This window comes from Lysobacter olei (assembly GCF_054777355.1).
Genome location: NZ_BAAHAT010000005.1, coordinates 259,105 through 274,221, shown reverse-complemented (window position 1 = coordinate 274,221; position 15,117 = coordinate 259,105). Strand labels below are relative to the sequence as shown.

The 15,117-nt window shown below is 66.2% G+C and carries 11 protein-coding genes and 4 tRNA genes; 8 read left to right on the top strand and 7 right to left on the bottom strand.

Translation table 11 applies throughout. From position 1 onward, the window contains the following. Positions 1 to 107: 107 nt before the first annotated feature. A complete protein-coding gene (locus ACYVBS_RS09615; protein WP_460823313.1) occupies positions 108 to 533 on the bottom strand; it encodes an HU family DNA-binding protein in 426 nt (141 codons plus the stop codon). A 190-nt stretch (positions 534 to 723) separates the two neighbouring features. On the opposite strand from ACYVBS_RS09615, the gene ACYVBS_RS09610 reads away from it, so the two are divergent. From ACYVBS_RS09610 to ACYVBS_RS09580, 7 genes are all read left to right on the top strand, one after another. Next, positions 724 to 2,163, top strand: coding sequence for a Wadjet anti-phage system protein JetA family protein (locus tag ACYVBS_RS09610; RefSeq protein ID WP_460823312.1), 1,440 nt, complete (start codon positions 724 to 726; stop codon positions 2,161 to 2,163). Continuing rightward, positions 2,160 to 2,927, top strand: coding sequence for a DUF4194 domain-containing protein (locus ACYVBS_RS09605; protein ID WP_460823311.1), 768 nt, complete (start codon positions 2,160 to 2,162; stop codon positions 2,925 to 2,927). Before ACYVBS_RS09610 ends, ACYVBS_RS09605 begins: the two co-directional genes overlap by 4 nt. Continuing rightward, positions 2,914 to 6,342 (top strand): SbcC/MukB-like Walker B domain-containing protein, encoded by a 3,429-nt coding sequence (locus ACYVBS_RS09600; RefSeq protein ID WP_460823309.1) that lies wholly within the window; start codon positions 2,914 to 2,916, stop codon positions 6,340 to 6,342. Before ACYVBS_RS09605 ends, ACYVBS_RS09600 begins: the two co-directional genes overlap by 14 nt. Then, complete coding sequence (locus ACYVBS_RS09595; RefSeq protein ID WP_460823307.1) at positions 6,339 to 7,535, top strand: Wadjet anti-phage system protein JetD domain-containing protein; 1,197 nt, start codon at positions 6,339 to 6,341, stop codon at positions 7,533 to 7,535. The genes ACYVBS_RS09600 and ACYVBS_RS09595 overlap by 4 nt, the downstream gene beginning before the upstream one ends. 208 nt (positions 7,536 to 7,743) lie before the next feature. Beyond that, positions 7,744 to 8,280 carry an outer membrane beta-barrel protein gene (locus ACYVBS_RS09590; protein WP_460823306.1) on the top strand — a complete coding sequence of 179 codons (537 nt, stop codon included), beginning with the start codon at positions 7,744 to 7,746 and terminating at the stop codon, positions 8,278 to 8,280. A gap of 246 nt (positions 8,281 to 8,526) precedes the next feature. Then, positions 8,527 to 8,889, top strand: coding sequence for a hypothetical protein (locus ACYVBS_RS09585; RefSeq protein ID WP_460823305.1), 363 nt, complete (start codon positions 8,527 to 8,529; stop codon positions 8,887 to 8,889). Between the two features lie 129 nt (positions 8,890 to 9,018). Then, entirely contained in the window at positions 9,019 to 10,383 is a 1,365-nt protein-coding gene (locus ACYVBS_RS09580) for a hypothetical protein (RefSeq protein ID WP_460823303.1), read from the top strand. A 214-nt stretch (positions 10,384 to 10,597) separates the two neighbouring features. On the opposite strand, the gene ACYVBS_RS09575 is transcribed toward ACYVBS_RS09580, so the two are convergent. The 6 genes from ACYVBS_RS09575 to ppsR form a co-directional block, all read right to left on the bottom strand. Beyond that, positions 10,598 to 10,673, bottom strand: a tRNA-Glu gene (locus ACYVBS_RS09575). Positions 10,674 to 10,707: 34 nt separating this feature from the next. Then, a tRNA-Ala gene (locus ACYVBS_RS09570) sits at positions 10,708 to 10,783 on the bottom strand. 126 nt (positions 10,784 to 10,909) lie between these two features. Continuing rightward, positions 10,910 to 10,985, bottom strand: a tRNA-Glu gene (locus ACYVBS_RS09565). A gap of 47 nt (positions 10,986 to 11,032) precedes the next feature. Continuing rightward, positions 11,033 to 11,108, bottom strand: a tRNA-Ala gene (locus ACYVBS_RS09560). A gap of 45 nt (positions 11,109 to 11,153) precedes the next feature. Then, on the bottom strand, positions 11,154 to 11,651 hold the full coding sequence (locus ACYVBS_RS09555; RefSeq protein WP_460823301.1) for a DUF1249 domain-containing protein: 498 nt from the start codon (positions 11,649 to 11,651) through the stop codon (positions 11,154 to 11,156). 110 nt (positions 11,652 to 11,761) lie between these two features. Next, positions 11,762 to 12,583: a posphoenolpyruvate synthetase regulatory kinase/phosphorylase PpsR gene (ppsR, locus tag ACYVBS_RS09550; RefSeq protein WP_460823300.1), complete on the bottom strand. Its 822-nt coding sequence runs from the start codon at positions 12,581 to 12,583 to the stop codon at positions 11,762 to 11,764. Between the two features lie 155 nt (positions 12,584 to 12,738). On the opposite strand from ppsR, the gene ppsA reads away from it, so the two are divergent. Then, positions 12,739 to 15,114 carry a phosphoenolpyruvate synthase gene (gene ppsA / locus ACYVBS_RS09545; protein WP_460823299.1) on the top strand — a complete coding sequence of 792 codons (2,376 nt, stop codon included), beginning with the start codon at positions 12,739 to 12,741 and terminating at the stop codon, positions 15,112 to 15,114. The last annotated feature ends 3 nt before the right edge of the window (positions 15,115 to 15,117 follow it).

The following is a 15,117-nucleotide window of genomic DNA, read 5'->3' as shown; positions in this document are numbered from 1 at the left end:
CCCATCCCGCGCCGCCCCACCACCAGAAACGAAAACGGCCACTCCTCGCGGAGCAGCCGTTTCGCAGTGTCGGAAAGGACCGGCAATCCGGCCCCTTCCAGCGGTCATCAGGCCGCGGCGTCCTTCAGCTTCTTCAGCGGACGCACCTTCACCTTGACGGTGGCAGGCTTGGCGGCAAACCACTGCTCTTCCTTGGTGAACGGGTTGATTCCCTTGCGCTTCGGCTTGGCCGGCACCTTCACCACGGTGATCTTCAGCAGGCCCGGCAGGGTGAACGCACCCGCGCCCTTCTTGCTGACCGAAGCCGCGACGACTTCTTCCAGCGAACCCAGGATCTGACGGACGTCCTTGGCGATAACGCCAGTCGCCTCGGACAGGTGGGTGACCAACTGCGACTTGCTCAGCACTTCCTTGATCGACTTCGGTGCCTTCGGTGCAGCCTTGGCCGCAGCCTTCGGAGCGGCCTTCTTTGCAGCAGCCGGCTTCTTGGCGGCAGCCTTCTTCGGAGCAGCAGCTTTCTTCTTCGTTGCCATCTTGTTCCCCATGGGACTCGAAAAAAAGGTTGTTTGGTGCCAGTAACCCCTTGGCCCTGCGAATGTAGGGCAACAAATGCGCGACGCCAAGCGGTAAACGCGTTTTTTTGCGGTTTTTTTCGTCGAAGGCCGGTCACGGACCCCGGCTGGCATATGATTCTGGCTCCACGAAGTACCGAGGAAGGCCGGATTGAGCGGCTCAGACCCAACGCCCGCACTGTTCGCCCATCTGCCCGACGGCCTGTTTGGCCCGTTGGCTTCGCCCAACCGGCTCCATTACTGGAGCATCCTCGGTCGCCTCTACGCCGAGCATTTCGGCCCCGACGCCCCGTTACCCCCCAGCGACGGCTACCCCCGCCGCGAGCTCACCAGCGCCATCGAGCGCTGGCTGCTCAGCGACGACCCGTGGGAAGACGACGAGGGCGAATCGCCCGACACGCCGCTGACCGTGCGCGCCAATGCCATCTACGAGCGCCTGCGCGCCGCGGGCTGGTTGCGCCAGGAGCGCGTGGGGGTGCGCGAGATGGCCACCATGACCCAACCGGTCGGCCTGCTGCTGGGCACGCTGTGGGATTTCGCCGAGCGCGGCCCTGCGTTCCTGGGCGCGAAGATCCGCTCGGTGGAACTGCTGCTGCGCCAGGTGGTGGAACACGCCGCCGGCGGCGATGCGCTGGACGAAGCCGCCGACCAGACCCGCGGCCTGCTGTCGCACGTGGCCACCATCAGCGTGCGCGTGCGCGACCTCATGCCGGAGTTGATCAAGGCCGGCAGTACCGCGCAGTTCGCCCGGCAGCTGTTCGAGCGCTACGTCACCGAGTTGTTCATCGGCGACTACGCGCAGCTGCATAACGCCGACCACCCGCTCGCCCGGCGCACCGCCGTGCTGGAGCTGGTGCGCGACATCGAGCACTCCGACCATCGCCAGCGACTGCTGCACTGGTACCAGGAACGCACGCCCGGCCACGATGCCGAGCGCGCCGCGTGGCGCCTGGAACGCAGCCTGCGCCGCCTGCGCGAACTGGACCGCATCGCCGAATACCTCGAGCGCCTGGACGAGGACATCCGCCAGGCCAACCGCCGCGCTCTCGCCTTCCTCGACTACCGCCTGCGCGCCCCAGACCGCTTCGACGTGCTGCTGCAGCGCGCCTGCCGCGGCGCCCTCGCCGCACCCGAAAGCGCGCTGCGCCTGCCCGTCGCCCCCGGCCCATTGCTGGACGAGAGCCGCCTGCGCGCGCCGCGTACACGCCCGCGCCCCATCCCGCGCACGGCCAACGTCACCACCCCGCCCACGCCCGAACAACTGGCCCGCATGCACCTGCTGCGGCAGATGAAACGCGTGCGCCAGGTGCTGCCCGAAGACCTCGCGCGCTACATCGATCGCCACCTCGGCGGCCGCGAACGCGTCGCCTCCGACGAGTTGGCCATCGACAGCATCGCCGACCTGCGCGCCTACCAGGTGCTCACAACGATGGCGCTGCGCGGCCACCGCAATGGTGGCCTGCGCCGCGACGACCCCCTGCGACGCATGCTGCGCGGCTTCGACGTTGAACTCGACCACCGCGCGCGCACGGTCAACCACCACCTCGACACGCCGCGCTTCACCCTGCGCCGCACGAGACACACCGCATGAAACGATCCTGGGCCCACCTCAGCCAGCAGTCCGGCGGCACCTACACGCCGCAGGACTTCGAACGCGCCGCCTACCGCCTGGTCACCGAACAGGTGCTCTACGCCAGCGACCGCCGCTCCCGCAACGCCTACCACCTGGTCGAAACCTGGCTGGGCGACTTCGCCTCCGCGCTGGAGCCGCTGGGCGTCCGCCTGGAGCGCAACGCGCACTTCCGCTACATCGTCGCCCTGCCGGCGCATGCCGAAGGCGTCGCGGCCTCGCTCAACGAGACCCTGCTCGCCCTGGTGCTGCGCCAGCGCTACGACCAGGCCATGCGCCGCGGCGAAGTGGAAGAACACGGTGAAGTGACCGTCGAGCTGCCCGACCTGCAGGAAGCTTGGCCCGCCCTCACCGGCCGCCCCATGCCCGACCTCGGCGCGCTGCGCGACCTGCTGCGTACCGCCCGCCGATGGGCGCTGTGCCGCGAAGAGGAATGCGAGCCCGGCGACCTGCAACCGTTCCGCATCGTGGTGCGCCCCGCCATTGTCGAAATCATCGGGCCGCAATGGCTGCAGCGTCTTGACCAGCACAACCTCGATGACGGCATGGACGACGACGGCGACACAGACGGTCAGCTTGAAGGCGATATTGGTACTGACGCCCACTCCCGTCGCGAAGTCGACATCGACCCCGACGGCGAATCCCCGCTTCCAACCGGTCCTGGAGTTGCAGATGTCGCGCCCGCGCACACCCTGACCGACGGAGACACGCATGTTCCTGCTTGAGCGCGTCCACCTCGTCCAGTTCTTCCTGTTCCAGGCCCAGACCCTGGAACTGGACCGCACCACCGCCGTGATCGCCCCCAACGGCGCGGGCAAGAGCGCCCTGCTCGACGCCCTGCAGATCGTGCTCCTCGGCGGCGACCGCAACCAGATCCGCTTCAACGCGCAGGCCGGCGGCAACCACCGCGCCCGCACCATCCGCGACTACTGCCTCGGCGTGTACCGCACCGGCGACGACGGCCGCGCCCGTCGCACTGCCACCACCTACATCAGCCTGGTGTTCCGCGACGAAACCACGGGTGAGCCGCTCACCGCCGGCATCGCGCTCGGCGCTTCCGCCGACGAACCCGACCACCGCGTGAACGGCCTCTACCTGCTTCCGCACGTCGACCTAGCGCTTGAGGACCACCTGGAACAGGTCGACGGCCACGAATTGCCACTGGAATGGGCCAAGTTCCGCGAGCTGATCTCGCGCCGCTGCAAGGACAACGGCACCGCCGCCGACCTGCACGCCAGCAGCGACCGTTTCGTCAAGGAACTGCTGCACCGCCTGCGCCCGTCGCCCACCGCGCACCTGGATGCCGGCGCGTGGCGCAAGGCCTTCCGCAACGCTCTCAACCTGCAGCGCGTCGATGACGTGGACCTGTTCGTCCGCACGCTGGTCGCCGAAGAGCGGCCCACCGACATCGGCCGCTTCCGTGCGCTGCTCGACGGCTTCCGCCAGATCAAGGAGCGCATCGAACAGGTCGCCCGCCGCATCGAGGAGGCCGAGGCGGTCGACGCGCAGTACCGCAAGGTCGCTGCGCTGGCCACCCGGAGCGCCAGCTACCGCGCGCTGGCCGCCGAATACCGTCGTGACGCCCACGGCGACGCGGTGGATGCCGCCGAACAGGCCCTGCAGACGGCCAACGACCAGTCGCAGCAGGCACAACGCGCGCTGGAAGGTGCCCGCAGCGGCCTCCGCACCGCCGAAGCCGAATGGGACGATGCCAAGGCCCGCCTGCAGGGCACGCAGGGCTACAACGAGCAATCCAGCTTCGACGGTCTGGCCACCCGCGACCGCGAGGAACTGGCCCGCCTGAAGAAGTCGCTCCTGCATGACACCGTGCTGGTCCGCGACCTGCTGCAGTCAGCGGCGCGGCTGCAACTGCCCAACCTAGACGCCAGCCTGCTCCAGCGCGCCTCCGCGCCGTGGCAAACGCTCTACGAAAGCCTCGCCGCCCTGCCCGGCGATGCCGCCATCCCCGACGACCCGGACACCCTGCACGCGCGCCTGCACGAAGCCCTACGCCTGGCCGAACCCGTGGTCCGCGCCGTCGCCGCCTTCGACCGCGAACAGCACAATGCCGTCGATGCCGCCCACGACCGGGTGAAGTCGCTGCGCGCCAACCTGGAGCGCCTCGGCGCCGGCAAGGCCGAACTGCGCCCCGACGTGCTGCGCCTGCTCAACTACCTGCAGGACGAGGGCATCCCCGCCCGCCCCGTGTGCGACCTCGTGCGCGTCACCGACCGCGACTGGCAGCCCGCCATCGAGGCCTACCTGCGCACCCACGTCGAAGCCCTGCTGGTACCACCCGAGCACGAGGAGCGCGCCGTACGCCTCGTGCGCGGCCTGCACGGCAGCCGCGCGGTCTACGGCGCCAAGCTCGCGCTCGCCAGCCACGCCCGCCGCAACGCCGCCGGCACCCCGGCGGACGGCCTCGTGGCCGCCCTGCTCGACGGCGACGATGCCGATGCCGTCGCCTACCTGCGCCGCCAGCTGGGCGACGTGCGCCGCGTCGACACCGATGCCGAAGTCGTGCAGAGCCGCCACGCCCTCTCGCGCGACGGCCTGCTCGCCAAGGGCGGCGGCGTCGAGCGCCTGCGCCTGTCCGCTGCGGGTGAGTTGCGCATCGGCGCCGCCAACGACCGCGAACGCCAGCGCCTGCTGCGCGGCGACCTCGAAGCCGCCATCGCCGAGCACGAGCGCCTGCAGCGCCAGGCACGCCCCGCGGCCGACTGCGCCGCCGCCATGGCCCGCCTGGGCAACGCGGACGACGTCGCCGCTTCCGTGCACACGCGCCTGCTGGAGCACCGCGAAGCCATCGACCGGCTCGACCGCCTGCGCGACAGCCAGGCCGCGTTCGCCAACCCCGACCTGCTGCGCCTGACCGAACACGCGGAGGCCTGCCGCCTGCGCGTGGACAGCCTGCGCCAGCAACTTGAAGACCAGCTGCGCGCCGTCACCCGCACCGAGGAGGCCGCCAAGCGCGCTCTCACCGCCCTGGACGAACTCAACGCCCAGACCGACGCGATCGCCCGCGCCGCCATCGACGCCTTCGCCGACCCCGACGTGGATCCCAACCTCGTCGAACGCCACCGCGACGAACTGGACGAGAAGCAGCCCGACCTGGTCGAGCGCCTGATCCTGTGCGCCAAGCGCGCCCAGGGCGCCGACCAGGAACTGGCCAACCTGCTACCCGAGGCGTGGCGCGGCCTGAGCCAGTACGGCCACGACCATGGCATCCCCATCGACCTGGAACCGCAGGACTGGCGCGCCGCTGGCAAGCTGCTGCGCAAGGACATCGACCACCTGCTCAACAGCGAGCTGGTCCAGCACCAGGCTGCGGCCGAAGACGCCTACAACACCGCCGTCAGCACCTTCCGCTCCAACGTCGCCTCGGCGCTGTACGACAACTTCACCCGCCTGCGCCATCAGGTCGACACCCTCAACCGCACCTTGTCGCGGAGCCCCGCGTTCTCCAACAACGAGCGCTACCGCTTCCGCTTCGAAGTCCTGCCCGAACTGCGCGAACTGCATGCCTTCATCAAGCGCGCCGCCGAAGTCGGTGAAAGCGACAACCTGTTCGGCAGCGCCGGCCAGGTACCCACCGCCTTCCGCGAGCTGATCGAAGACCAAGCCGGTCCTGCCAAGCCCTCGCCGCTGGACGATTACCGCCGCTTTTTCCACTTCGAAGTGGACATCCGCCAGGAAGACCGCGTCATCGGCACGCTTAGCGAGCGCATGCGCTCCGGCTCGGGCGGCGAGCACCGCGCCCCGCTGTACGTCATCGCAGGCGCCGCGCTGGCCGCCGCCTACGGCAAGGCCGAAGGCCAGCAGGGCGGCATCGGCGTGATCATGCTCGATGAGTTCGGCGACAAGATCGACGCGCAGAACGCCCGCGCCACCACCCACTACCTGCGCTCGCTGGGCCTGCAGCTGGTGCTGGCCGCGCCGGACACCGCGCAGGGCACGCTCACGGGCGTGCTGGACAGCTACATCGAGCTGTTCCGTGACGGTCCCATGCTGCAGGTGGAACAGGTACGCGTGCGCGAACCCGGCCGTGAGTTGCTGGAAAGCGACCAGTTCGCCATACATCCCGAACTGCTTGAACGCGAGGCCGCCCGCATCCGTGCCGAACAGGCGGCCAGCGCGTGAGCAGCGACGGCAGCGCTGCCGCCGTCGAGGTGCTGCAGCGGCTGCTGCATAAGGGTGAGCGCGCCCGCACCGCCGGCCGCGACGAAACCGTGCCCTTGACCTTCACGGGCCGCGACGCCCGCGAGTACGGTGGGTTGCCCAGCCACGCCGCACGGGAAGCGTTCCACGCCCGCATCGCGCTGGCCGAGCGCGCCGGCGCGATTACCGTCAAGCGCGAGCGTCCCGGCGATGCGGAGGCACGACTCCTGCAGTTGCGCGTTGCCAGCCTTGATAGCCTCGCCGGCCACCTCGACATCGCGTTGCTGGGCCAGCATGTCGCAGCCGCACGGCAGACACTGGCGCACCTGCTCCCCAGCTTTCCCTCCCTGGAGGAGGTCCTGGCCCTCTGGCAACGGGGCCGAAGCGTGCGGGGCTCTGGCCCGTTGGCTGCCGCAGACCTCGCAGACGCGGCAAAGGCGGTGCTTGACCTGCGCGCACCCGCCGGCCCCGATCGCCTACTGCGCAAGGAAAGCCGCCGCCTGTTCGGCGACAGCAAGCGCCTGCAACAACTCACCCGCTGGCTGGAGGTACTGCACTTCGGTGAAACCACCGCCACCGGCCTGGAGGACCGCGACATCTGGTCGGCGCTGGGTCTCCGACCGATGCCACAGCCGCTACTGCTCGCCGGCCGCGCACGCATTGCCGTCGAGGGCGACTGGCTGGCCGCTTGCCACCCCTGGATTGGACTGCCTCCCGGTGCCGCCACCCAGATCACCACCGACGCGCGTTGGCTACTGACCATCGAGAACCTCACAAGCTTCCACGAAGCCGCCCTGCAACTGGGCGAGCAGCCGGGGCTGCTGTTGTGGACCGCCGGCATGCCTTCACCAGCGCTGCGCCAGTTGTACGCACTCGCACTTGATGCCCTTCCTGCCAACGCGGTCGTGTACCACTGGGGTGACATCGACGTGGGCGGGTATCGCATCGCTGCCCTATTGGCCGACTCCGCCCGCGCTGCTGATCGCCAGTTGCAGCCGTGGCGCATGTCGCCTGACGACGTATCGGAATTGCCACCTGATCCGCCCAGCACAAGCACGGTCCGCGCCATGCAGTACCACGCCCGTCGCGCCGGCTGGGAGGGCGTGGCTACGGCGCTTGAACAGAGGCCGCTGATACTGGAGCAGGAGCATCTGACAGCAGCGCTCCCCCATTGAGCACTGGCCCCCCGGACGAGAGCAGTTGTTTCAAGGGGATAAGTGTTGCATTTGCGGAACAATGATTCACGCACTACGGGATCAACTTTTCTAGCAGGACGCCCATCATGTCTCCACAGCGGCAGCGGCCTCGGCATCCCGCCCAGCCTGCCGCCCAGCACCGGCTCCCCCCCCCCCATTTCGCCGGGCTGTGTCAGGAGACAGAGAAATGAGCAAGAACAAGGTCCTGAGCGCCACCCTCCTCGCCGTACTCGCCAGCACCAGCGCCTTCGCTGCCAGCGCAGCCGATGACAGCGGTTTCTACGCCGGCGCCGGCGTCGGCCAGTCGTTCGTCGACGAGCGCGGCTACGACGACGAAGACACCACGTTCTCGGTGTTCGGCGGCTACCAGTTCAACCGCTACATCGCGCTGGAAGGCGCCTACACCGACTTCGGCAAGATCGAGCCCGAAGCGGCTGGCAGCGAGTTGGAGGCCGACGCGGTCTCGCTGACTGCCGTGGGCATCGTGCCGATCACCGACAAGTTCTCGGCGTACGCCAAGGCCGGCTTCAGCCGCTGGAACCTCGACACCGAACTGCCCGCGCTGACCAACACCGCCGACGACAACGGCACCGACCCGACCTACGGCCTGGGCGCGCAGTACAAGATCAACGATGCCGTCTCGCTGCGCGGTGAGTACAACCGCTTCGAGGTCGAGGACATCGACCTGGACGTGGCCCAGCTGCAGGTGCGTTACAGCTTCTGATGTAAACCAAGATCGGCCGCCGGACTCCGGCGGCCGATCGTTGCGCAGCAACAAGCCTCTTGCTCCGCAACGAAGAGCCATAACGAAACAAGGCCCGGTTTCCCGGGCCTTGTTCGTATCTTGAAGTTGGCGTCCCCACGGGGATTCGAGCCAAAGCGACACTAGCGTCCGTCCGACAGCCTCCTGGCGCTGAACGAGCTGGCGACCCATCGCCCCGGCAACCTCAACATAGGGACGGGCTGGACCGTGCCACAGCTCTCCGACGCCATCAAGGGCATGTGCCGGCGCTTGGGCGTCATGCCGCATGGGGTGGCGGATGACGCGATCTTTGCGCGCGGCGGCCACACTGCCGTGTCCATCGCAGACGAGTCCAACCTAGAGGGCGTGTACTTCGAACCGGCCCGGAAGGCTGACCGTGTGAGCAGGTGGAACCGGATGCGCCACTTGCTGGCCCATGCTAGGTCCCCGGATCGCCCCGGCCTGTGTGTGGCGCGGCGGTGCCGGTACTTCTGGGACAGGGTGCCGATGCTGGCCCGCGACCCGAAGCATATTGAGGACGTGGACATGACCGGCCCGGACCACGGAGCCGACGCCATCCGCTACGGGTGATTGCGGCAGGAACTGGCGGCGCGCAGGTGAAGCTGGTGAAGCAGCGGTGGTAAGGGCGGCAAATTCCCATTGCCGGGCGGAGGAAGATGAGGGTATCCATTCCACAGCCATGCGACGTGCTTTCCGTCAATGACCAACAGCGACGACATCAAACTCACAGAAGACGATACAAAGCGCATACGCCGCCTCGGGCCGATGGCAATGCCTGCGCACTTGGAGCCCATCGCAGAGCAGCTCTTTGACGAGGTGTGCTGCGGCAGCCGTTCAATGTGGCCAGTGGACACCAAACGCTTCAAGGAGGATGAAGCGTATCGCGCGGAGTTCTATCGGCTAGCTCATCAGGGCTGGTGGAACGCGCAAGAGCGATTCTTGGCGCGACTCAATAGTGATGAGCCACTTGTGCCAGGCGAAGAAGCCCTTTACCGCATGGGAATGGACACGATTGCATGGACGATGATCCAGAAGCAGCTTTGTTATGCGCGGCGGCTGTTCAAGGAAAATCGCCAACCGAACTTGAAGCACTCCAACCTTGATTCGGTAGTTCGTGTTGCAAACCAACTGCGGCAGCAAGATCCAAGTTGCATCCCGCTCATCACTGACCTCACTAGCTTCGTGCAGGTTGGGGACATGCTGATTTTCGATTCTCTTGCGAGAAGGATGACCATTGCCGAGGTTAAAGAAGGCAGGAAGAACGCAGAACTTCAGCGCAAGGTCATGTTTTACAAGCAATCCGGCTGCGAGCAGTTCAAGGAACGTGCTCTACAGGACGAGTCGCCACAAACCGCAAAGCAGTTTGATCGGATGGCCAGGCAGCTTGATCGAATGCAATTCGTGACTGAAGCCCTCAGTGACAAGAAGACTCGCGACCCCGACACGTCTAAGGAAGTTTTCATCCGAGAAGCCTTCGTCCCCATTGATGAGTGGGATGAAGAGTTCAACACTGTCTGCGATCAGGCAATGGAGAAAGGCTGGGCGATCAACATGGTGGATAACTGCCTTTTCCTTGGCGCGTACTCAAAGCAGTATTTCCCGATGTCCTCGACCATGTTCTGGCTTTGGTTGAGGGAGTTTTCAGGTGGCGAGCAGACACCTGTAGCTCGGATGATTGACTGTGTTGTGGAGCCGCTTGCGCTGCCACTACCGTGCCTGCTGATGACGCCCGAACGCATCATGGACTTGCTGTTCGGTCGTCTCCACGTATGCATGGGCATCTCGATTCCCGCCCTTATTGCGGAATGCGAGAGGACTGGCATCACAGTGCGCCCCCCGAAGAACAAGCACGAACGGAAGATCACGAACGGTTGGGGGCAAGACGCCATTCGCTTTCAGGGGCAGCCTATTGTTCTAGAACGCGACGGGAAGGTGGTCTTTCCGGCAGCTGGCATCTTTGTTAGATGCCTCTTCCACTTCCAGCGCCCGATGGCGTTCATCAACGCGATGTTCGAAGGCCGCGACCTGTTGGAAGACGAGTCCGAATCTGCCGAGACGATGTAGCGTCGTCGCGCTGGTCGCCTTCGCCATCCCTAGCGCCGTCCGCGCCCCTCGCGCACTTCCGCGCGTCCCGGCCTCGCCGGTCGCCCCGGCACTCTTCCCGGAGCCGCCGCGCAGGGGAGCCGGGGGAATCCGAACCGTTTCCGAAGTCCAGAAAACGAAAAGGCCCGCTTTCGCGGGCCTCGTCGTATGTTCCTGATTTCTCAGGCTTTTTAGTTGGCGTCCCCACGGGGATTCGAACCCCGGTCGCTACCGTGAAAGGGTAATGTCCTAGGCCTCTAGACGATGGGGACGTCGTGGAAACCGACTACGTCGATGTCCGAAGAGTGGTGGAGCCAGGCGGGATCGAACCGCCGACCTCCTGCATGCCATGCAGGCGCTCTCCCAGCTGAGCTATGGCCCCACGAGGCTGGAAAGGCGCGCATCATATCGAGCCATTTCCACTTCGTCAAAGAAAATTTTCACGAAGTTTTCTGGGTGTTTCATAAACAAGCAGGGCCACCTTTCGGCAGCCCTGCTTGAAGAATAGTGGCGTCCCCACGGGGATTCGAACCCCGGTCGCTACCGTGAAAGGGTAATGTCCTAGGCCTCTAGACGATGGGGACGCGGAGTACAGCTTTGGCCTGTTTTTACAGCTATTTCCAGCAACCAGTGGTGGAGCCAGGCGGGATCGAACCGCCGACCTCCTGCATGCCATGCAGGCGCTCTCCCAGCTGAGCTATGGCCCCACAGGGCTGGAAAGACCGCTACTTTAGGGTGCGTTCCGCAGTCCGTCAAGCGGATTTTGAATGTTCGATGACGGCAGGCCGCAACTCCTGCAGCGTCGCCATGCCATGGCCCTGCGCAGACAGGTAATCCAGCCACTTTCCGATGAACGTATTGATGCGGAATCGGTAGCCAAACACCGCATCCGGCGCCGGATTCATGCCGATCGCGTCCTGCCAGCGGCGCCCCACGTAACAGTGGGTGACCTCCAACTGCTTCGCATCGTGATACACGCGCACAAACGCCGACGGATCCGGCTCGCCCGTCACCGGGTCCAGCATGGCGTAGGACAGGCGCAGCTCGGTCGTGTACCGGTGTTGCTCCATCACCTCGATGTGCAGCTCCAGGCCGTCCCCGGCCATGGACACGTAGTGCCCGCACGCCAGCGCCCGCACGTCAAACAGACTGGCCAGCTTGGCGTGGTTTTCGCCATACAGGCCCATCAGCCAGCCGAGGCGGCTCAGCCGGGGGAAACGCGTATGGCGGCGGGCAAGCACTGCATTCATGGGCTCGATCCTACACGGCCATCTGCCGCGACGGCAGCGTTGACGCGCACGTCCATCAAGCCTACGTTTGGGAAGGCACGTGCAGGGTTTTCCCCCCTGCCCCCGGCACCTCAGAACATCACGCGCGAGATGCCCAAGGTGGTCATCACCTTGCTGGCGATTTCCTCGATCGAGGCGTTGGTCGTACTGAGCGTGGGGATGCGCTCCGCGCGGAACATCTTCTCCGCCGCCGCCACTTCCCGCTTGCAGGTGTCCAACTGCGCGTAGCGCGAGTTCGGCCGGCGCTCCTGGCGGATCTGCTGCAGTCGAATGGGATCGATGCTCAGGCCGAACAGCTTGCGCCGGTGCGCCTTCAGGTGCGCCGGCAGGTTGTCGTGCTCCAGGTCTTCCTCGGTCAGCGGGTAGTTGGCCGCGCGCACACCGTACTGCAGCGCCAGATAGACGCAGGTGGGCGTCTTGCCTGCCCGGGAAACCGCGACCAGGATCACGTCCGCGCCGTCATAATTGACAGACATGCCGTCGTCGTGGGTCAACGCGAAGTTCATCGCATTGATGCGGCGGTGGTACTGGTCAAAGTCCACGATGGCATGGGCCTGGCCGATGCGGTGCTCGCGCGTCTCGCCCAGTTCGCGCTCCAGCGGCCCGATGAACGGCTCGAACACGTCCAGCATCAGTGCCCCGCTCTCCGCCAAGGCCGCACTGACCGTCGTGTCCATGCAGGAATTGATCACGATGGGCCGGGTCCCGTGGGTCAGCGCCGCCGCCCGGATCCGCGCAGCGGCCATTTCCGCCCGTTCCACGCTGTCCACGTACGAAATGCGGGTGCTCTCGAACCGGGTGTTGGTGAACTGGGTCAAAAGGCTGTGGCCGATGGTCTCCGCCGTGATGCCCGTACCGTCAGAAACATAGAAAACCGGCCGTGTGCCTGGCATCTGCTACTCCAACCAAAGTAGGCCCCAATGGCCGTGTCAATATGAAAAGGCCCGCCAGATCAACCTTGTACGGGTCCGGCGCCCCTGCGATCATATTAGCTTCTGTAGTGCGCCCGGACGCACCCGGTCGCGCCGCCCCCACGGAGATCGCCCGTTTGAACGAGAACATCCTCTGGCTGCACGAGCTGCGCCTGTCCGACCTTGCCCGCGTCGGCGGCAAGAACTCCTCGCTCGGCGAGATGATCGGCAACCTGGCCAACCTCGGCGTCTCGGTCCCGGGCGGCTTCGCGACCACGGCAGAGGCCTTCAAGGCCTTCATCGCCCACAACAACCTGCACCAGCGCATCTACGACAAGCTGGCCACGCTGGACGTCGAAGACGTCCCCGCGCTGACCGCTGCCGGCGGCGAGATCCGCGGCTGGGTGATCGACGCCCCGCTGCAGCCGGACCTGGATGCCGACATCCGCAAGGCCTACGTGCAGCTGTGCGCCGAGAATGGCGGTGGTGATGTCGCCGTTGCCGTGCGCTCCTCGGCCACCGCCGAAGACCTGCCGGACGCCTCATTCGCCGGCCAGCAGGAAACCTTCCTCAACGTGACCGGCGCCGACGACGTCGTGCACAAGGTCAAGGAAGTCTTCGCCAGCCTGTACAACGACCGCGCTATCGCCTACCGCGTGCACCACGGCTTCAAGCACGAGGACGTGTTCCTGTCCGCCGGCGTGCAGCTGATGGTCCGCTCCAACGTGGGCGCCTCGGGCGTGCTGTTCACTCTGGACACCGAGTCCGGCTTCCGCGACGTGGTGTTCGTAACCTCGAGCTTTGGCCTGGGCGAAATGGTCGTGCAGGGCGCGGTCAACCCCGACGAGTTCTACGTCTACAAGCCCACCCTGCAGCAGGGCAAGCACGCCATCCTGCGCCGCTCCATCGGCGCCAAGCAGCTGCGCATGGTCTATTCGGACAAGCCCGGCGAGCGCGTCAAGATCGAGGACACCCCGGCCGAACTGCGCAACAGCTTCTCCATCTCCGACGAGGACGTGCAAGAACTGGCCAAGCAGGCGCTGGTTATCGAACAGCACTACGGCCGTCCGATGGACGTCGAGTGGGCGAAGGACGGTGTCAGCGGCAAGCTGTTCATCGTGCAGGCCCGCCCGGAGACGGTGAAGTCGCGCGCCCACGCCACGCAGATCGAGCGCTACCAGCTCGGCCAGCGCGGTGAGGTGGTGTGCGAAGGCCGCGCCATCGGCCACAAGATTGGCACCGGCGTCGCGCGCGTGGTGCGCTCGCTGGCCGACATGAACCGCGTGCAGCCCGGCGACGTGCTGGTCGCCGACATGACCGACCCCGACTGGGAGCCGGTGATGAAGCGCTCCGCCGCCATCGTCACCAACCGCGGTGGTCGCACCTGCCACGCCGCCATCATCGCCCGCGAGTTGGGCGTCCCGGCCGTTGTCGGCACCGGCAACGCGCTGGACACGATTGTCGATGGCCAGCCGATCACCGTCAGCTGCGCCGAGGGCGACACCGGCTTCATCTACGCCGGCACCCTGCCCTACGAGCGTTTCGTCACCGACCTGGAGAGCATGCCGGAAGCACCGCTGAAGGTGATGATGAACGTCGCCAACCCCGAGCGCGCCTTCGACTTCGCAATGCTGCCCAACGCGGGCGTGGGCCTGGCGCGCCTGGAAATGATCATCGCCAGCCACATCGGCCTGCACCCCAAGGCGCTGCTCGAGTTCGACCAGCAGGACGCCGAGACCAAGGCGAAGATCAACGAGCGCATCGCCGGCTACGGCAACCCGGTCGACTTCTACGTCGACCGCCTGGCAGAAGGCATCGCCACCATCACCGCCTCGTTCGCGCCCAACCCGGTGATCGTGCGCCTGTCGGACTTCAAGTCCAACGAATACGCCAACCTCATCGGTGGCAACCGCTACGAGCCGCATGAAGAGAACCCGATGATCGGCTTCCGCGGCGCCAGCCGCTACGTCGATCCGTCCTTTGCCGACTGCTTCGCGCTGGAATGCCGCGCGGTCAAGAAGGTGCGCGAGCAGATGGGCCTGACCAACTGTTGGGTCATGATCCCGTTCGTGCGCACGTTGGACGAAGGCCGCAAGGTCATCGAGGTGCTGGAAGCCAACGGCCTGAAGAAGGGCGAAGGCGGCCTGAAGGTCATCATGATGTGCGAAGTGCCGTCCAACGCTCTGCTGGCGGACGAGTTCCTCGAGATCTTCGACGGCTTCTCCATCGGTTCCAACGACCTGACCCAGCTGACCCTGGGCCTGGACCGCGACTCGGGCATCGTCGCCAAGCTGTTCGACGAGCGCGACCCGGCGGTCAAGAAGATGCTGTCGATGGCCATCTCGGCCGCCAAGGCCAAGGGCAAGTACATCGGCATCTGCGGTCAGGGCCCGAGCGACCACCCGGACCTGGCGCAGTGGCTGATGGAACAGGGCATCGAGTCGGTGTCGCTGAACCCGGACACCGTGGTCGACACCTGGCTGCGCTTGGCCAAGGCCAAGAACGGCGGCTGAGCG